Source organism: Pseudanabaena sp. Chao 1811 (genome assembly GCF_027942295.1).
Lineage (GTDB): Bacteria > Cyanobacteriota > Cyanobacteriia > Pseudanabaenales > Pseudanabaenaceae > Pseudanabaena.
In genome coordinates, this window is sequence record NZ_CP101416.1 from 1989631 (window position 1) to 2009450 (window position 19820).

Consider the following 19820-nt stretch of genomic DNA (forward strand, 5'->3'; position numbering starts at 1 on the left):
GCCGCCACTTTTTTGGGTTTTATGTAGATAATTTGAAATGGGCTTTTAGAGAGGGTTTGCTACGCAAACCCTCTCTAAAAGCCCCAAAGTAAAAGCCTTTCTTAGCAAGGCTTTTACTTTGGGGCTTTTAAAATTTGGTTATTTAACTCTAGTCGTACTTCTGAATAACTGCCGATCGCAGATTTCTTGAGTCATTGCAGGTTCTAGGCAAGCAAAGCCCTGACATACCATCGCGATCGCATCGGGATTGGGTAAATGTTGATCGATGCGTAACATCACTGAGGGTAAATATTGCTGATTGAGATAGGCATATTGAGCAGGATTTGTCCGCACAAGGGTATGGTTGCGGAACCAGTCAAAGGCGGCTAACAAACTTGGGCAAGCCACAGGACTATTGGCAATCACTAGACCGAAGCGTTTGAGGGCTAACTCAGCGCGATCTAAATATTCTAATTTTTCGGTAACGCTAGCAAGGCGCACTAAATTAGCGATCGCAATGCCATTGGGGGAAGGAGTGGCATTGTCTTGATAATTACGTTCTCGCAAGAGTAAATGTTGACTAGACTCGCTAGTAGTGTTGAAATAGCCACCCGAAAGGGCATCCCAAAAATCGCGATCAAATTCTGCTTGGATAGCGATCGCCTGTTGTAAATAGAAATCAGCTTCTTCGGGAATAGCTTGGTGCAAATCTAGCATTGCCTTAATCAAGAAAGCATAGTCCTCTGACTGAGCAGGAACTGCGGCTTGACCTTCATAATTAATTCTTTGGAGATGCCCTTCTATCCATTGATGTTCGAGAATGAATTTTGCCGCATTCACTGCTAGTTGTTTATAGATAGGCTTTTGGAAAGCGCGATAAGCAGTCGCTAAACCTGAAATCATTAACGCATTCCAAGCAGTAATCGCCTTGGTGTCGGTAATGGGTGGTACGCGCCCTTCCCAATCAATTTCGCGAATATCGTCCTGACTACGCGCAACAGGAAAAGCATCGGTTGGGCGGGAATATTCGCCATAGCGACGGCAGAATAACTTTAGTAAACAGGCTTCAGTCTCTGGCGAAAGTTCTCCTAGCTTCTTGCGCTGTAAGACATTGGTTTCTTCAAAGTTGCCATTGACCGAAATCGTAAATTCCTTAATTAACAGGTCAAGTTCCGTATTACTAAAAATCTTCTTGAGTTCTGCAAAACTCCATACCCAGAACTTGCCTTCTCTGCCTTCACTATCAGCATCTTGGGAAGCATAGAAGCATCCTTCCTCAGCTAGCATCTCACGCTGGAGCCAAGTGGCAGTTATTGCACAGGCTCTAGCGATCGCAGGTTCTTTTAATCCCGATAGCCAGAGATTTGCTAGATATTCCATGATCAAGCCATTGTCATAGAGCATCTTCTCAAAATGCGGGACTGTCCAAGTATGGTCAACAGTGTAGCGATGCCATCCCCCTGCGACATGATCAAAGATGCCACCTAGAGCTAAATCTATCCCTCGTTGCTGAGCCTTGTCTTGGAGCATGTTTGTGCTAGATTCAGCATTATTTGCTTCAAATCGACTGGCTCTTAATAGCAAATTTGCATAGGGAATCATCGGGAAACAGGTTCCATAATCGCGATTGGTGACGACTTCCGCACATTTCGCAATTCCATTGGCTAAAACCTCATCATTAATAATCGGCACAGGAATTAGCTTATTGACTTGGTGCAGGTTGCGTACAATTTGATCTTTATAATCTTGAATATCTTGATAGCGCTCGTAATAGATTTCGCAAATTGATTGCAGCACGCGCAGGAATCCTGGTCTGCCATAGCGTGGCTCAATGGGGAAGTATGTCCCACCATAAAAGGGAACTAAATCATCGGGGGCAAGAAATAAATTTAGGGGCCAGCCGCCGCTTTCGCCCATGATCTGTACTGCCTGCATATAGATGCTGTCCAGATCGGGACGCTCTTCGCGATCTACTTTGATCGCCACAAAGTGATCGTTCATATAGTCAGCAATCACCGTATCCGAAAAAGCCTCATGCTCCATCACCGTACACCAATGGCAACTGGAGTAGCCAACGGACAAAAAGATCGGTTTATTTTCGGCTTTGGCTTTCTCTAATGCTTCGTTGCCCCAAGGATACCAATCGATCGGGTTGTCAGCGTGTTTGCGGAGGTAGAGACTTTGCGATCGCGCGAGACGGTTGGGCATAGGGCAAAATTTGCGGCAGTAATTTTATGGGATTTAGGTAGAGATAACTACAGAGTTTAACTCTTTGTGAGTAGTGGAACCAAGAGTTATTTGTATTAGGTTTTGTGCAGCAGAGATACAGCCTCGTTTTTAGGCTAAATAGTCCAGCAAACCAGAGCATTGGGTCACTCGCTACGCGAGTGACCCAATGCTCTGGTTTTAGCTACTCAATAGTTTCTGTATAGTTTCAGAAAGATGTTTTAACTTGACGGGTTTAGTCAAGTACTCGTTAGCCCCTACTTGCAAACACCTTTCGCGATCGCCCGACATTGCCAAAGCGGTTAGTGCAATGATCGGTGTAGAAATTAAATCTGGATTAGTACGAATGATTCTAATTGCTTCTAGTCCATCCATCTTTGGCATTTGAATATCCATCAAAATTAGATTGGGCTTTTCACTATTGGCTAAACCTACTGCGGCTTCTCCATCTTTTGCAGCAATCAAGCGATATCCTCGGCTTTTTAGATAGTCCCACATGCTGGAAATATTTGCCTCATTATCATCAACGATCAGGATTAATTGAGAGGTTGGTAGCTCTGTTGGCGTTAATGGTAATGGTGGTGTCAATGTTGCCGATTGTGCTTCTAATAAAGAACTCTGTAATAGATCATTTTGATTCTGATCATAGGGTAAGCGAATCGTAAATTTACTACCCTCATTGATCTTGCTTTCAAGCATGACTTTGCCATGATGTAATTCGGAAATACGCTTGACTAGGGCTAAGCCTAAACCAGTACCCGTATATTTACGGTTTAAATCACTATCAATCTGCACGAAGGTTTGAAATAGTTTGCCCATATCTTTTTGATCAATACCAATACCTGTATCAATCACAGAGAAATCGATAAAATCTTGAGGTGTTTCATCTAGATTCTCTATATGATGAATGGTGGTTACTGCTAAAGTAACACTGCCTCCATCGGGCGTAAATTTAACGGCATTGGTAAGGAGATTAATTAAGGCTTGACGAATGCGAAGTTCATCGACGCAAATAGAAAGAGGGGTAGAGGGAATTTGCGTGATCAACTGGACATTTTTCTTGAGGGCAATTTGTTTGACAAAGGTGAGACTATCATGACAAATGGATTGTACAGAATTATTTTGAGTATGTAGTTCTAGTTTGCCTGCTTCAATTTTGGCAAGATCGAGAATGTCATTAATTAACTCTAAAAGATGATAGCCACTGCGTTCAATGGTGGCGATCGATTTTTTCTGACGATCGTTTAGTTCGCCTAAAATTTCATCTTGCAAACTTTCTGCCATTCCCAAAATTGCATTGAGTGGAGTTCGTAACTCATGGCTCATATTGGCGAGAAATTCATCCTTTAAACGAGTTGCCCGAATTAATTCGGTGTTAGCAAGTAATAACTGCTCCTCTACTTGTTTGCGATCGGTAATATCACGAATGGAAGTCAGATACGACATCTGTTGATCCCATTCGATCTGAGTAACCAGTACTTCTGCTATTTTGATTTTCCCTTTATTAGTTAAGAAGTCCATCTCAAAGGGGCGATCTATTGTAATCGGAATCCCTAGCTCTACATCCTTGAGTTCACCGATATGGAGGTTAAAGATTTTTTCGGCAGCAGGATTCGCAAAGATAATCCGTCCCTGTTGGTTGAGAATTACAATTCCATCAGAGCTTTGGCTGACAATGGTTTGTAAATGTTGTTCGCTCTCTTGTAAGGCGATCGCAGTTTGATAGTGATTAGTCAGATCGACAAAAGTGATAAAGTACGATTCGTCAATGATTGTGCAATATACATTGACATGTTTGATACTGCCATTCTTGGCGGTAATTCTTGATTCTATCGGTTCGGGGTCTCTATGTTCTCTAATCGCTTCAGCTAATTTCTGATTAATAGTTGTCGCTACCCATTCGCGATATTCTGGATCAGGATAGGCAAGGGGCAACCACTTCTCAAACGTCGAGACTTCCGAGAAGGAATAGCCAAACAACTGCTTAAAGTAGGGGTTGTAATAGCGCATTTTTTGCTCAACGCCCTCGGTAATAATTACACCGACGGGCAAATGTTCGAGAATCGTGCGCTGTTGCCTCTCGATCTCTTTAAGTCTTTGTTCAGCTAGTTTTCGCTTAGTAATGTCTTGAGCATTTCCCACGGTTTGCTTAACTCTGCCATCGACATCCCTTGCAAATATGGAAGAGCGATCATAAAGCCATCGCCATTCGCCATTGGCATGTAGCGCCCGATATTCTATTTCAATAATACTGCCATCCTTGGCAGTATCAAATTGCTTTTGGGACTCTATGACTTTGCTCAAATCATCGGGATGGATGAGCCTCTCAAAAAGGTTCGCTCCCATAGACTGAATTTCTTCTGAAGAGTAGCCAAGGACAGAAGTTATCGCACTGTTAACATAAATATTACATTTCTCTAGCAAGTCATAGATATAGACGATATCAGGGGAGATATCAACAATGCGTTGGGTGAAATATTGGCTCTCCTGAAGTTTGACTTGAACTTGCTTGATACTAGTAATATCTAGGGCTGCACAACTAACGCCTATAACTTCTCCCGATTTACTGTGTAATGGCTCTACGGTCATATCGTAGTAGTGCGTCACCTGATCTGTAGGAATAGCCACTTCATGGCGTTCCATGATGCCTGTGTCTAAAACCCTTTGTTTAATTTCCGTGAGTTGGCGGGCTGTTTCGGCAGATGGCATGATGTCGCTATCCAGTTTGCCGATGACCTCATTCGCCTTATAGCCTAATGCAGGGTTATAGATCCATGTGTAACGTAAATCTCGATCTTGATTAAAAACAACTATGGGCGCATTTTGCAGAGCAAAGGAAAACCTTTGTTCTGTTTGACGTAATTCGCGATTTTTTTGGATAATTTTAGAGATGATTTTCTCATGAAGTCTTTGATTTTTTTGTTCCGATAATTGGCGGCGCAGAGATTCTTGAGCGATCGCTTTGAGTAGTTTTTCCGACGTAATTAGCCCAACTGGAAATCCTTTGTTATCTAATACAGGCAAATACTTAAGCTGATGCCGATGAAATAGAGCGATGATTTCATCGGTATGCTGACATTGCGATCGCCCAATTGTAATAGGCGAGCTTTGCATTACCTCAACAACTTTTATTTCCCCTAAATTTCTCCCCGCAGCACAAAGCTGAACAATATCTTGTTCTGTAAGTATTCCCAATAGCGTTTCCCCCTCCATTGCTAAGACACAGCTTGATTGTGTCTGACTCATAAGACCTATGGCTTGGGTTACATATGTATGAGCGGCGATGGTGATGGGACTTTTATCATTTATCCAATCTAAAGTGTTAGACACTGGAATTAAAAACTCATAGTCTTATATCATGGCATGATTGATTAACTATAAGTTAAGTCACAAAAAATTGGTTGACTACTTCATGATTCTTTGAATCAGTTTAGATTACAAGCACCCATTGGGTGCTTGTAATCTACTCACTTCGTTGTCTTCTTCTGTCTGCAAGACGCATTAATATCTCGGTATGGACTTCGCGAGTAATGGGATAGAAGTAGGCTAGTCCTAAACCAATAATTAAGGCGATCGTTGGTAAGGGACCGATCGCTACTCTGATCGCAAACAAAGCAGAATCTGGCTGTACAGGTAAAGGTTGACAAGGAACACTTTCCTTAAACTTTGCCCAAGACAAACCGAGTCCTAGCAAGAACAAACCAAGCGCGAGACCAAATTTTTGTAATAGCACCATGAAGGCATAGAAAATACCTTCACGACGTTGCCCTGTTTCTAGTTCATCCAGATCGGTGACATCGGGAATCATTGACCAAGGGATGAGATAAGCTGTAGAAACTCCAGCACCCGCCATAATTGCTAATATATAGAGCAATACCACTTGTCCTTCTTGCAAGAAGAATAATCCTGCCTGAGCAATAATCCAAATGCCAGACCCCATGAAATAGGCAGCTTTTTTTCCGAATCTTTTACTAATCGCACTCCATACAGACAGCATAATGAGGGCAGTACCTTGAACGGCGATCGTGACAAGGATAAAATCACTCTCCTGCATCTTCATCCAATTGACAACGAAATAGGGAATGATCGAAGCAGTGATTTGCAGAGCTAGCCAAGAACAGAAGTAAATTCCAATTACAAATAGAAATGGACGATTGTTGAAAACTATTTTTAACTGTTCTCCAAAGCTTAATTCTTCGTTATGCGCATCTAGAGATTCGTTATGGAGTCGGTGACGATCGCTAGCGATCGCTCTCCTTTTAATGCCTAAAACACACCAATAAATTGAAATGCTAGAAATAATCGCACAGACTGCACCTAGCACAATATATTGCATTCCACCTGTATTACAACTACCAGTTTGCCGCGCAGGATCTTTGAAAAAGGCAAAGATGATTTGGGCAATAATGAGAGAGAGAATACTGCCGCCAATGGAGAAGGTAAAACGGAAAGTATTCAGACTAGTCCGTTCGTTATAGTCTTGAGTAATCTCAGGGGTGAGTGCGGTATAGGGAAGGTTAACTGCCGTGAAGAAGGTATTAAAGATGATACCGATAATCGCGTAATACCAAAAAAGAACCGTTTTGTCAGTACTAGGCACTAACCATTGCGCTAGGAATGTCAGCCCAAAGGGAATTGCCGAATAAATCATCCAAGGCAGCCGTCTGCCCATTTTGGACTTAGTGCGATCGCTGAGGACCCCGATAATCGGATCATTAATCGCATCAAAGATTTTGCCGATTAATAGGACTAGTCCTGCGAGAGCTGGATCAAGTCCTGCGACATTGGTAAAAAAGAATAAAAGAAAGAATGAGAGCAGGTTGGTGGTGATGGAAGTACCTAGATCACCTGCACCATAGGCAAGTTTTTCACCAAAAGTTAGTTTGGCTTGTGTGAGGTCATAGGGTGAGGCATCAAAGGATTTCTCAGAATTACTCATAGGTTAATTGCGTAATTACAGTTTTTAGATAGTTGCAGCTAGTCTTGTTAGGAATCACCTCTGAAGACGAGTGGCGGCGCAAAGCACTGCTACTCGTCTGCGGGGGGGGGATGCAAGTGATGATAGCTATATCTGTTGTTTTTTAGAATTGCTATAGCATAGTGCAAACCTTGCTCGGCATAATGGAAATAGTCTTTTCCTTACTTTTCCTTAAGTGTTATGAATTCAGAGAATCCAACTAGTCCTACATCTAATCAGTTACGCAATTTATTAGTGGCGATCGCGGCAATTATTCTGACTACGGCTCTATTCTTTGGGTTTCAGGCGCAGCAAAGTAGTACCTCACTGGATGCAGTTGCCGCCGCCGCAATTCCTATTGATGAAGCGATCGCCAATGACAAACCCACCACGATTGAGTTTTATGCGGATTGGTGTAGCAGTTGTCAGTCGATGGCGGCGGATAATTTGTCCCTCGAGAAGGAATATAGCGATCGCATGAATTTTGTGATGCTGAATGTGGACAATACTAAATGGTTGCCAGAGGTGACTAAGTACCGTGTTGATGGGATTCCCAGATTTATTTTTTTAGATCGCGCTAATCAGGCGATCGGTGATACGACGGGAGCCATCCCCCGCGAAATTATGGCAGCGAATATCGAAGCGGCGATCGCCAATCAGCCCTTGCCCCACAATAGTATTAGTAGCGATCGCACCTCGACCATTGCTGAACCTAAAGCTGCCGATATTTCGCAACCTCGAGATCACGGCAAAAAGTTATAAAAAAACGTCAGTTCGACGAAGGCGGAAAATGGTAAAAATCGCCTAGCGATTTTTACCATTTTCCGCCATTTGCGTGGCGCTTTGCGCCGCGCAAATGGCGTTATCGAACTCACGTTAAAAAAAGCCCCGCTTTGCGGGGCTTTTTTTATGGCGTGCTTGGTGAAGCACTAGGAGATGGGGATACGTTGGGATTTGCATTGGGTAGAGGTAATTGAATATTTTCAATTACACTCGTTGCCCCATTGCTAGGGTTTGAGGAATTGGTGGAATTGGTAGAACTATTAGTCGGATTGTTAGAAGTACTAGAGCTATTGGAATTTGCTGCATTGGGTGAATCGGGGGAAATTGCAGGATTGTTATTGTTTGCAGGCAATTTACCACCAGAGAGGAAATAGTCGTAGGTTGCCCGTGAGATTTGACGAATTAACTCATTAGCGCGTTGATCGTTATCAGGACGCTTAACCATGACGGCGATCGCATAGCGTTTACCATTGGGCATATCGACAATCCCTGCATCACCAACGGCTGAGCGAATATCACCAGTTTTATGGATGATTCTTGCCTCTTCGCCAATTCCCTTGGGTAATAGGGTATTAGTAACAGGACGGCGCATGATGTCCATAAAGCGATCGCGGCTGCGTGGCTCAAGTAACTTACCTTTATCCAACATCGCGAGCAATGTCACCATGTCTTGGGTGCTAATGGTATTTGTTCCCTCAAGATCGGGGAGTTTGTTGTTGACAACGACATTATTTAATCCCCAAGATTTGAACCGTTGATTGACCGCCGCATTACCTCCCAATCTCTTGATAATCATGTTGGTGGCAGTATTGTCACTGATCATGATCATTTGAGTTGCTGTTTCTAAAGCTGAGATTTTTGTACCTATTGGTAAAAACTGAAAATCGCCTGCTTCTCCGACCTTGACATCATCGGTCAGATCTAGTTGCTCATCGAGCTTGATTTTGCCAGCATCCACATCTTGGAAAAAAGCAACTAGAAGCGGAGTTTTGATCGTACTTGCCGCAGCAATCACTTGATTTGCACCAATCTGCACATATGCGCCAGAGTCGAGATCTACCACCATCATTTGCATGGATAGATCCTTTTCTTTGGCGGCTAATTCCTTGATCTTGCTCACCAGTGGTGTTGCTTCTGTCTTGAGGCTCAGAGGTACAATCTCTTGGGTAGATTTATTTGCTTCTTCCTTAGTGCTAACTTCAGGAACTGCTGCCTTAGCGCGGCTTAACTGCTGATTTTGCCAAAAGGAGAGGGCTGTACCTGCGATCACACTCAACCCAACACCAGCGATCGCTAAACGAAGGGCTTGCCATCCTAAGGATTTGGCAGGCGATTTGATGGGAATTGGACGATTGGGATTTTTTTTGCGAGTTCTTAAGTCTGTGGTGCGACTATCAGGGCGATTTTCTGGTCTCTGTTCAGGACGTGCTTCAATTCTGCCTTGGCGATTGGGTAATGGTTTGACCTTGCCCTCAGAAACTCTATGATCAAAACTACGATTGTCAAAGCGAGGATCAATGATTGGCTCAGGCGATCGCGCCGCTTCTCTTACCAAGCGTGGTCGGGAGTCACCACCAATGACGGGGCGGGCAGAGGCTTCACTATTGCTTGTCACAGCCTTGGCGCGACGCTCACGCAACTTATTTAGACGCGCTTCTCGGCTTTTTTCGTTAGCGTCAGGCGATGAAAAGTTTCTTGGTTCCACTGCTATTTGTAACTCCGATTCAAGAATGTCTCTGGTTGATTTCAAGAATTTACAGTGTAGATTCCTGAAAAATTTAATCAAGATGAGCCGTGGCCCAATTTATTTGACGTAAAATCCCCCGCAGCATGGCAACCTCTGATGGACTCAGATTAGCGCGATCGAAGATATTCCGAAACTTTCGCAACCGATGAGCGGCGGTATGTGGATAAACATAGCCGATCTTTAGCAGTACTGCTTCAAGTTGCTGGTAGCAAGCTTCTATATCCTCGCGGGGTGCAAGGTCTATGGGTGCTGACTTTAGCAAATCTTGCGCGATTTGGCTAGTCAAATTTTCGTGACTTTTGGGATCGTCTCGCAGTAGTTGCCATTGATAGCAACAAACCCCCACGGCTTGGGCTAAATTTAGCGATGGATAGTCGGGATTGACAGGGATTCGCAGCACCTGTTGACAATGTTGAATTTCGGCATTGCTCAAGCCACGATCCTCTGCACCAAAGACGATCGCACTAGTCGCAACCTGTGATAACCAACTCAAGCCTTGAGGAGGACTAGTTACTTTCATGTCTCCCTTATCGATGCGACCTGCGGTAGCGATCGCTCTCTGGCAACCCATCAGTGCTTCAGGTAAACTCTCTACAATTATGGCGTTTTCTAAAATTTCACGGGCATGGACTGCCATATGGATCGCTTCATCACTGAGGCGATCGCATTGAGGGTTAACTAGCCACAATTCTGACAGTCCAAAGTTTTTCATCACCCTTGCCACTGAGCCAAGGTTCCGCGCCCCCGCCGTCTCTACTAACACAATTCGCATTCTGTCTAGTTACTCCTCTTGGCATGGGTAAAGGTTCCTAATTCTTCAAGTTTGTAACCTTGGGGATAGGTTGGGCGCTTGCGGGCTGTGAGCAAAATCGGTTTACTTGGCTCCTGCAACCATCCTGCGAATTTACCTCTCAATTTCAATAAACCTGTGATGCTCTCCCTGAGAAATTTGGGAGGAGATGGGAGATCGAGCACCTCTAGTAAATGATTGTCAATGGCAGCATAAAGCAATGGTTTACCTAGTGACCAAAATAAACGGGGTAAGTAAAAACTTAAAAATAAATTGACTGTAACTTTAGCAATGACAGGATTTGAAGAGGCGAGTACAAAGTTTTGCTGCTCATAGTTACGGTTAAACTGCTCAAATTCGTCATAACTCTCAGGAATATCGCGAATATGCATTCGATGCCCCATTTCTCTATAGAAGTAAAAACAAGCCAGTTGCTCATTGCGTGTTAGCGATCGCCAGCCATATTTGTCGATCCACCGAATCGGCTCATAAATCAGAGTACTGAGAACATAGAGAAAGTCATCATTACTAATCGGAAATCGTCCATGCATTTGATTCATGCGATTTAAAGCTTGCTTACCGCGATCGCTGTCATAGCCATTTTCGGTAATCTCCGCCAAGATCAGTTGGGTGTCGTCATAGCGTTTACGAGGACGCTTCTGAAATTCTCCAGTCTTGACTATTAGGGAAGAAATAGCAGGGATGGCATAGGTACGGAAAAGTGCGAATTCAAGAGCACGCTCAATATCCCAAGGGAAGACATGGCAGGTCAGCAAAAACATAATTTCTTGACAGTCTTTTTGGGGATCGAGATGGGTGATCCGTTCCGTAATTTGTTTGCTTGCCATGCTTTCAGTCCCTACTATCTTGAAAGGATTGCCTTAGAGAGATTTCGTCTAATTGTCATATTATAGCGCTGTACGCTAACGAGAAATTTTTGAAAGCGCGGCAAAGCCGCGCTTTCAAAAATTGATTTAAGCCGCAACAACAAAGCTACAAACCGATTGTTTGTGTCGCGGCAAAACCGTGTCACAAACAATTTGGTTAATTGCTAAGTAGTGCAATTAAATATAAAACCCCAAAAACTATGGCGCACGCTGCGCGTGCGCCATAGTTTTTGGTTCTGTTTCTAGCTACTTATTCCATTGGCAGGATTGTTTTTGGTTTGTCCAAAGGCAACACGCAGAAATGGTGGGGCTAAGAAGGTGGTGAGAATAACCATAATGATGATCGAGACTTCTAAGGGTTTGTCGAGTACGCCACTGGCGGAACCAATGCCAGCAAATACTAGACCTACCTCACCACGGGGGATCATGCCCACACCGATCGCAACTCGATTGATATTAGGTATTCCAAAGACTGCCCAACCTGTGACCAATTTTCCAGCGATCGCAACTAAGACTAGGAAAATTGCAATCAATAAACCAGCGCGATTTTCGGGGATCGCAGGATTTAGCACGCCCAAATCAGCCCTTGCGCCAACGGTGACAAAGAAAATGGGGACGATCAAATCAGCGATCGGTTTAATTAATTCATCTAGTTCATTACGAGCATCGCTTTCATCTAATACTAGCCCTGCTGCAAATGCACCCAAGATCGCTTCTAGATGAATGGCATTACCAATAAATGCCATGATGAAAGCAAAGATAAAGGCGGGAATAATGATATTGCCGCGAGTTTGCAGTTTCTCAACCAAAGCCACAAAGGTTTTATTGAAAAGCCCGCCCAAGAGAATTGCGCCTAACAAAAAAGTAACAGCGCTAACGATCAGGTAAAACACATTGGTAATGTCTACTTCACCTTTTTTTGCCAAGCTGGCGACTACTGCTAAAACAATGATCCCTAAAACATCATCGATGACAGCTGCCCCGACGATGATTTGTCCTTCCTTCGATTTCAGTTGACCAAGTTCTGCTAAAACCTTGGAAGTGATCCCAATACTCGTAGCAGTCAGGGCAGCTCCAGCAAAAATTGCAGGAATCGCCGCCACATGGAAAAAGTACATCAGTCCGATCGTACCTGCGGCAAAGGGAACCGCGACACCAACACAGGCGACAACAATTGCTTGAATACCCACCTCTTTGAGTTGGCGAAGGTCTGACTCTAAGCCAATCTCAAACAGAAGAATGATCACGCCTAATTCTGCGAGTACCGAAATCACCTCACTTTGAGAATCAAATATGCTCTGAACAGCTTCAGGTGTGAGTTGATTCAGGGCTTGTAGCGCAGTCATGATCAGTGAATCAGATCCTGTGAATCCACCTTCAGGGAAAATAACTAGATGCAAAGCTGATACGCCCACGATCACGCCAGCAACGAGTTCTCCTAAAACAGGAGGGAGATCTAAGCGCTTGGCAACTTCACTACCAACTTTGCTAGCTATATAGATAATTACAAGGGTTAGCAATACCCCAGACAAGATGATTGGTGAATTTTCTGCTGCGGTAGTTGCCAGTAGTGGCGCAGGGAGATGCCAACCTAGCTGAGAGGCGATCGCATGATTCAAAAACATAAGCTGTGATTCTTGATACAGGTTTACTGATTCGGAGGAGTAGCATCTTGCGCCCCACCTACTTACTGATTTTCAATTCATCCATTTTCGCTTAGGATGCGTATGTATATTACAGCTTGCGCTTAGGGACATGCAGAAGAATAAAGAACCGATTTTTTGTGACGCGGCGAAGCCGCGTCACAAAAAATTTGGTTCTTTATTAAATCGCAGAACCCTTACCACCGATATTTCTATGATCCTATGAAAATCTCAGAGCAAACTGATGTGGAAGTATTGCAGGCTTGGCGAGCTGGCAGCAGTCAGGCTTTTGGTATCTTTTACGATCGCTATGGCGAGCTAGTGTATCGCCTATCTCTCAGAATCTTGGGCAATCCGCAAGAAGCGGAGGATCTCACGCAAGAGATCTTTATCCTGCTAAGTCGCGATACTAACTATGACAGTAAGCGCGGATCGATCGCCGCTTTTTTGTCGGTGTTGACGCGATCGCGAGCCATTGACCGTATTCGCAAAACGCGATCGCAACAGCAGCATCTCCAAAAATGGGAACAAAGCATTTCCTCAGACCATGACACCAGCAACTCATCACTCATGGAAAATGCGTCACTTTCAGAACGATCAGAAAAGGTAAAAGCTGCTTTAGCTGACTTACCTGATAAACATCGCCAAGTTTTAGAGATGGCATATTTTGACGGACTCAGCCAAACGGAAATTGCCAAAGCTCTTGATACACCTTTGGGAACGGTTAAATCTTGGGCGCGTAATGGGTTGATTCGATTGAGAGAAAGTTTGAAAGATTCGCTGGAGTGAAAGTAATTATGTCAGTATCCAATTATCCCCATGAATGGGAAGAGTTATTAGCAGGTTATGTCTTAGGGGATTTGACCACAGAAGAAGTTACGGAAATGCAGCAGTTGATCGTTGAGCATCCCGAAATCATTCAAGAAATCGATCGCTTGCAAGAAACATTAGCGCTTTTGCCATTGAGTTTAAATGCTTCCCATCCTTCGCCAAATCTGCGCGATCGCATTGCGGCGGCGGCAATCCCTGTAGCTGAGAATGTCACAAATAATATTGCTGATTCGCTAGATCCGTTAACTGCTCCCCAAGCTCCAGAGGCTAGGCAAGTACCGCGTCGCCGTCAAAAATTTTGGAAATTATTGGGGATTGGTTTAGGTAGTATTAGTGCGATCGCGATCGTTGCTTTAGGATTTGATAATTACCAAATGCGCCAACAAATCGCAACCAATCAAATAGAACTGCAAAAATATAAACAGGCGATCGCTCTCTTGCAAGCCTCTGACAATCGCATGATTTCTCTCAAGGGGATGGGCGCAATTCCTGCGGCAACGGGTAGTGTGATGATCGCGCCTATGGAAAAAACTGCCATGATCAATATTCAAAATCTCATGCCGCTTCCCCAAGAAAATAGCTATCGACTTTGGGCGATCGTTGATGGCAAAAAGATTGATTGTGCTCAGTTCCGACCTGACGCACAGGGGAAAGTATTTTTGAAGGTTCCCTTAGGTAGCGCTCTCAAACAATCTAACACCTTAATTATTACCATTGAGCCAAATAAAGATATGCCTGAACCCACTGGCGAAATGGTGATGAAAGGAGAAGTTTGATCCAAAATTGTAAAAATCGCTATGCGATTTTTACAATTTTGCACTTTGGTCGAGTTTGTCTCATCCAATTTCTTAACTGCTCCGTATATCAAATAAGTGAACCAAACAAAGGTTACTCTCCATTATTTCTTATTGAACGCGAGCTAACAAAAATGAACTACAAATTTCTTGGACTGATTGCTGGTTTGGCTCTGACTACTGGACTTGTGTCCTGTAGTGCTACATCTACTCCCACTGAACAATCCACTCCCGCAGCCCAATCTACTCCTGCAACAAAGCCTACGGATGCGATGAAAAATGATGCAATGAAAGGTGATGCGATGAAGGATAAAACTGGCGATGCGATGAAAAGTGATGCAATGAAGAAGGATAAGCCTGCGGATGCGATGAAAAATGACGCAATGAAGGATAAGTCTGGCGATGCGATGAAAAACGACGCGATGAAGAGTGACAAACCCGCGGATGCGATGAAAAATGATGCAATGAAAAGCGATAAGCCTGCGGATGCCATGAAGAACGATGCGATGAAGAAGGATCAACCTGCGGATGCCATGAAAAAGCCCGCGGATGCGATGAAGCAATAGGTTCGTAAAAATTCGATCAGTAATAATTTTTGAGTGGAAGTCATTCAAAAATTATTACCTTAATCATTCCCATTCAAGAGAATTTGCAATGGATAGAAGCTTGCTGCGTCGTCGTCGATTTTTAACTTATGCAGGATTAGGTGTTTTGGGAATTGGTAGTGCAGCGATCGCTACTCAGATCAGTTCTCCAAAAAACTCTCCTGATATCGTATCTAACCCCAATATCCCTAAGTCTAACAGTTCAGTTAATCCAGTAGCTATTAATACCAGTACCAGTCAACCACTACCAGAATTTCAAGGTATTTCCCAATGGCTAAATTCTGATCCCTTGTCAATTCAGGAATTAAAGGGAAATGTGGTAATGATTCAGTTTTGGACTTTTAGCTGTATCAACTGTCAGCGTACTTTACCCTACGTGACTAAATGGCATGAACAATACGCCGCCAAAGGATTAAAAATTATCGGTGTGCATACTCCCGAATTTGCCTTTGAGCGTGATGCTAACAATATCAAAGATGCGATCCAAAAACATGGCATTCATTACCCAGTTCCAGTTGACAATGAGTTCCAAACTTGGAAAGCCTATGGTAATGAGTACTGGCCCCATCTCTATTTAGCCGATCGCCAAGGTAATCTTGTCTATGACCATATTGGCGAAGGTGCGTATGTCAAGACAGAGCAAACCATTCAAAAGCTATTGGGATAGGAGCTATGGGAATTTCTCCTCTGGCGATCGCCTTATCCATAACTGCTGGTTTGTTAACCGCATTTTCACCCTGTATATTGCCGATTTTGCCGATTTTAATTGGGCGATCGCTACAGACGCATCGCTATGCACCGATCGCTTTGGTACTAGGTACGATCACTGGATTTGCGATCGCAGGTAGTCTTTTAGGAATTGCTAGTATTTGGCTGACGGGCTTCACCAATGTGATGCGAATTTTAGCGATCGCTGTTTTACTAGTCCTTGGTTTGTTATCGATATTTCCCAAATTGAATTATCTGTTGCTAGCCAAGTTACCTATTCCAAAATTCAAAGAACTAACCCGCATCAATTTAGCTAGTGAATTTCTCTTGGGTTCTCAATTAGGATTATTGTGGACTCCCTGTGCAGGCTCAGTATTAGGAAGTATCTTAGTTCTAGCGGCAGTCAATCAGGAAATTCTTAGCGCCTTTATGTTATTGATTTGCTATGGGATTGGTGCAGGTATCCCCATGTTACTACTTGCCTATGCCAGTCGCTATTTTAGTAAATCATTCCTCAGATTCCGCGTCCATAGCCAACTTTTACAAAGAATTGGTGGTGTGATGATTGCCATTACAGCGATCGCAATTATTTTGGGATGGGATGTCAAAATCCAACTTTGGTTAGCACCATTCTTTCCGACCTTAGTTTTATGAAGTTGGACGAGCCTGCGAATCATGCTCACCCAATACCAATTAATTAACCCAGCTAAACCCATGAGTCCAAAATCTCCAAATCCCAAATCGCCGCCCGCTCCTAAGCAAGCAATATTCATTAAGGCATTTCATTCCATTAATCTCATCGCCTTGATCTTGATGACGGCAAGTGGTCTGCAAATTTATAATGCAAATCCTGTCTTTGGTGGACGCTCAGGATGGCGATTCCCCAAAGAGATACTCTTAGGCGGATGGCTTGGCGGCGGTAGGAATTGGCATTTTGCTTCGATGTGGGTGTTTTCCATGAGTTTATTGATTTATGGCATCTATATCTTCCTCACGCGCCGATGGAAGCATCGCTTTGCTTCTGAAAAAGATATTCAAGCCCTACAAGCCAAAAATCCTAAACGTAAAAACTACGCTTGGCATCGAATCGCCTACACAGCCATCATTCCAATTTTGCTCTTAGCGATTCTCTCTGGTTTATGTATGTATAAACCTGTGCAGTTTGCATGGATCTCAGGGCTATTTGGCAGTTGGCAAAATCTCCGCATCGCCCATTTTCTCACCGTGCCGATTGTGCTGATTTTTGCGATCGCGCATATATTCCTCTCCTTCAGAGTTGGTGGTTTCAAAATGATTCGCTCTATGTTTGTTTAGCCTTTAGCTATTAGCTTTTGGAAGATTTACTTATACCAAATAAAGAAATGGCTACGCCATTTCTTTATTTTAAAACCCCTACTGGGTTTGGTTTCCAACTCAAAAAAGTGTAACTACACTTTTTTGAGTTGATATTAAATGATTGATTAGGATTATTCAGCATGAAATTTGACCCATATCCACACCGTCGGTTTTCCCGTCGTCAGTTAATTAAATATGCCAGTTTGTCAGGCATGGGTTTGTTTTTGGGAAGTTGTGCGAATGAGGCTAGTCGCGTGAGTCCCATTTTTAAACCTCTCAACCAACAAACTGGAAATGTCAGAGCTTTATTTGAGCCACTCAATCAAAGCATTGAAGAATTAATCTTTCAGTCAAAAAATCCTGCGCCAGAATATCCTGTGAGTGCAATCGAGCCTAATGCTTTATTAGTTAATTCCTATGACATTACCCCTGTCATTGATCCTAATTCCTTCAAATTAGTAATTGATGGTGCAGTCAATAATCCGATGCAATTGAGCATGAGAGATATTCAGGCATTACCCTTAACTTCGATGGTGATTCGTCATGTCTGTGTGGAAGGCTGGGCAGCGATCGTGCAGTGGGGTGGGATACGTCTCTACGAACTGGCAAAGTTAGTTCAACCGAAAGCGGGAGCGCGTTATGTCTATTTTGAATCCGCCGACAATTACTATGAGAGTTGGGATATTGCTTCAGCTTTACATCCCCAAACTCTACTTGCTTATCAAAAGAATGGTCAAGATCTCCCCGTTGAGAATGGCGCACCTCTGCGGTTAGCTTCTCCGATTAAGCTCGGCTATAAGCAATCAAAATGGATAACTCGCGTCACTTTTACTAATGAGCTTTTCCAGCAACGTCGAGGTTATTGGGTAGATGAAGGTTATGAGTGGTTTGCAGGATTGTAAAATTGCTGGCGTGATCACCTATCGATTTAGTTAGATGCAATCAACAGTTTGAGTGAGATTAAATGATCGTGATCGCGACAACTATCGTTATCGTTAGACTTCAAGCTTTCGTACTAAGTGCTACAAAAGTGACCTGAAGGCGGTGCTTACTATGAATAGAAGTTACTAAAGCCAAGGTTCGCAATGTATAACCATTATTCTGTAATCATCGTTGGTGGTGGTCAGGCTGGACTCGCCATGAGCTATTGCTTAAAGGAAAGAGAAATTGACCATATTGTGTTTGAGAAAAATCGCATCGGGCATTCATGGCGCGATCGCCGATGGGATTCTTTTTGCTTAGTGACTCCCAACTGGCAATGTCAACTCCCCGGTTATCACTACAATGGCAGTGACCCCAATGGATTCATGCAAAAAGATGAAATCGTAAAATATATTGAGGAATATGCCGAGTCCTTTTCACCGCCGATTAAAGAAGGTGTGGAGGTTTTAAAGGTAACTAAAAATGATGCCTTAAATGTATTTGAAATCAATACAACGATTGGGGATTTCACTGCCGATCAGGTGGTGATTGCGGTGGGAGGTTACCATAACCCGAAACTACCACGTATTGCGGAGAGATTTCCCACAAGTATCATGCAGTTGCATTCTTCTCAATACCAAAATCCTGAATCTTTGCCTGACGGTGCGGTGCTGGTGGTTGGGACTGGGCAATCGGGCTGTCAGATTGCGGAAGATTTGCACCTCGCAGGTAAGCAAGTCCATTTATGTGTGGGTAGTGCGCCGCGATCGCCGCGTCGCTATCGGGGTAAGGATGTCGTTGATTGGCTCGCGCAAATGGGCTATTATGACCTAGCGATCGATGAGCATCCTCAAAAGGATAAGGTCAGAGCTAAGGCAAATCATTATGTGACTGGTCGCGATGGTGGTCGGGAGATCAATTTGCGCCAATTTGCGATCGAAGGAATGCAACTGCATGGCAGATTGAAAGCTATTCATCATGATAAATTAGAGTTCTTTGATGATTTAGTCCAAAACCTTGATAATGCTGATGCAGTGGCGGAAAGCATCAAGAAAACTATTGATGGATTTATTGAAAAGAACCACATCGAAGCACCGATTGATCCGCCCTATCAACCAGTATGGCAACCTCAAGAATCGATCTTAGAAATAGATTTTGTAAAAGCGAATATTGGTGTCGTGATTTGGTGTACTGGCTATCATACGGACTTTAGTTGGATTGAGATTCCTGTATTTGATGGCAAGGGCTATCCCGGACATAAGCGTGGTGTTACGGATGTGAATGGTTTCTACTTCTTAGGATTGCCTTGGCTATACACTTGGGGCTCAGGGCGATTCTCAGGAATTGCGAGGGATGCGAACTATTTAGCTGATTGCATGATCTCCAAGAAGAAAGTCTCCTCTTCTAGTGCTTGGAGCATTGTCAACGAATTTCTCATTGGTTCGTAACATCCACTACAACAAATTCAAAAACTAGCGATTTCGCTAGGTGATTTAGATGGATTTTGGTTGATTGCTGACATTGCGATCGCCATCCCTATACATATAAATAGACTTCGCTCTTCCGTATTCAGTGTTACAAAACACCTTGTGAGAGAGCGCTTAATCTGGCTTT

At 43.5% G+C, this 19820-nt stretch carries 16 protein-coding genes; 9 read left to right on the plus strand and 7 right to left on the minus strand.

The features are described from left to right. Positions 1-138: 138 nt before the first annotated feature. From NMG48_RS09190 to NMG48_RS09200, 3 genes are all read right to left on the minus strand, one after another. On the minus strand, positions 139-2187 hold the full coding sequence (locus NMG48_RS09190; RefSeq protein ID WP_271254940.1) for a thioredoxin domain-containing protein: 2049 nt from the start codon (positions 2185-2187) through the stop codon (positions 139-141). 198 nt (positions 2188-2385) lie between these two features. Further along, on the minus strand, positions 2386-5535 hold the full coding sequence (locus NMG48_RS09195; RefSeq protein ID WP_271254941.1) for a PAS domain S-box protein: 3150 nt from the start codon (positions 5533-5535) through the stop codon (positions 2386-2388). Positions 5536-5668: 133 nt separating this feature from the next. Then, the gene (locus NMG48_RS09200; RefSeq protein WP_271254942.1) at positions 5669-7144 is read right to left on the minus strand and encodes an MFS transporter; all 1476 of its coding nucleotides are present in this window, start codon (positions 7142-7144) and stop codon (positions 5669-5671) included. Between the two features lie 219 nt (positions 7145-7363). Here NMG48_RS09200 and NMG48_RS09205 point away from each other — a divergent pair, with 219 nt between their 5' ends. Next, positions 7364-7924 carry a thioredoxin domain-containing protein gene (locus NMG48_RS09205; RefSeq protein WP_271254943.1) on the plus strand — a complete coding sequence of 187 codons (561 nt, stop codon included), beginning with the start codon at positions 7364-7366 and terminating at the stop codon, positions 7922-7924. A 145-nt stretch (positions 7925-8069) separates the two neighbouring features. On the opposite strand, the gene NMG48_RS09210 is transcribed toward NMG48_RS09205, so the two are convergent. The 4 genes from NMG48_RS09210 to NMG48_RS09225 form a co-directional block, all read right to left on the minus strand. After that, positions 8070-9695 carry a serine hydrolase gene (locus tag NMG48_RS09210; protein ID WP_271254944.1) on the minus strand — a complete coding sequence of 542 codons (1626 nt, stop codon included), beginning with the start codon at positions 9693-9695 and terminating at the stop codon, positions 8070-8072. A 28-nt stretch (positions 9696-9723) separates the two neighbouring features. Continuing rightward, positions 9724-10464, minus strand: a complete 741-nt coding sequence (locus tag NMG48_RS09215; protein WP_271254945.1) for an RNA methyltransferase — start codon at positions 10462-10464, stop codon at positions 9724-9726. A gap of 5 nt (positions 10465-10469) precedes the next feature. Further along, positions 10470-11330, minus strand: coding sequence for an oxygenase MpaB family protein (locus NMG48_RS09220; RefSeq protein ID WP_271254946.1), 861 nt, complete (start codon positions 11328-11330; stop codon positions 10470-10472). Between the two features lie 281 nt (positions 11331-11611). Next, entirely contained in the window at positions 11612-12994 is a 1383-nt protein-coding gene (locus NMG48_RS09225) for a cation:proton antiporter (protein ID WP_271254947.1), read from the minus strand. Between the two features lie 240 nt (positions 12995-13234). Here NMG48_RS09225 and NMG48_RS09230 point away from each other — a divergent pair, with 240 nt between their 5' ends. The 8 genes from NMG48_RS09230 (at position 13235) to NMG48_RS09265 (ending at position 19654) form a co-directional block, all read left to right on the plus strand. Further along, positions 13235-13801, plus strand: a complete 567-nt coding sequence (locus NMG48_RS09230; RefSeq protein WP_271254948.1) for a sigma-70 family RNA polymerase sigma factor — start codon at positions 13235-13237, stop codon at positions 13799-13801. Positions 13802-13809: 8 nt separating this feature from the next. Then, entirely contained in the window at positions 13810-14619 is an 810-nt protein-coding gene (locus NMG48_RS09235) for an anti-sigma factor (RefSeq protein ID WP_271254949.1), read from the plus strand. Positions 14620-14771: 152 nt separating this feature from the next. Continuing rightward, a complete protein-coding gene (locus NMG48_RS09240) occupies positions 14772-15203 on the plus strand; it encodes a hypothetical protein (RefSeq protein WP_271254950.1) in 432 nt (143 codons plus the stop codon). Between the two features lie 88 nt (positions 15204-15291). Next, positions 15292-15909, plus strand: a complete 618-nt coding sequence (locus NMG48_RS09245; RefSeq protein WP_271254951.1) for a thioredoxin family protein — start codon at positions 15292-15294, stop codon at positions 15907-15909. 5 nt (positions 15910-15914) lie between these two features. Then, the gene (locus tag NMG48_RS09250; protein ID WP_271254952.1) at positions 15915-16604 is read left to right on the plus strand and encodes a cytochrome c biogenesis CcdA family protein; all 690 of its coding nucleotides are present in this window, start codon (positions 15915-15917) and stop codon (positions 16602-16604) included. A 60-nt stretch (positions 16605-16664) separates the two neighbouring features. Next, positions 16665-17264, plus strand: a complete 600-nt coding sequence (locus NMG48_RS09255) for a cytochrome b/b6 domain-containing protein (RefSeq protein ID WP_271254953.1) — start codon at positions 16665-16667, stop codon at positions 17262-17264. A 161-nt stretch (positions 17265-17425) separates the two neighbouring features. Beyond that, entirely contained in the window at positions 17426-18187 is a 762-nt protein-coding gene (locus NMG48_RS09260; protein ID WP_271254954.1) for a molybdopterin-dependent oxidoreductase, read from the plus strand. 183 nt (positions 18188-18370) lie between these two features. After that, on the plus strand, positions 18371-19654 hold the full coding sequence (locus NMG48_RS09265) for an MSMEG_0569 family flavin-dependent oxidoreductase (RefSeq protein WP_271254955.1): 1284 nt from the start codon (positions 18371-18373) through the stop codon (positions 19652-19654). Positions 19655-19820: the final 166 nt, after the last annotated feature.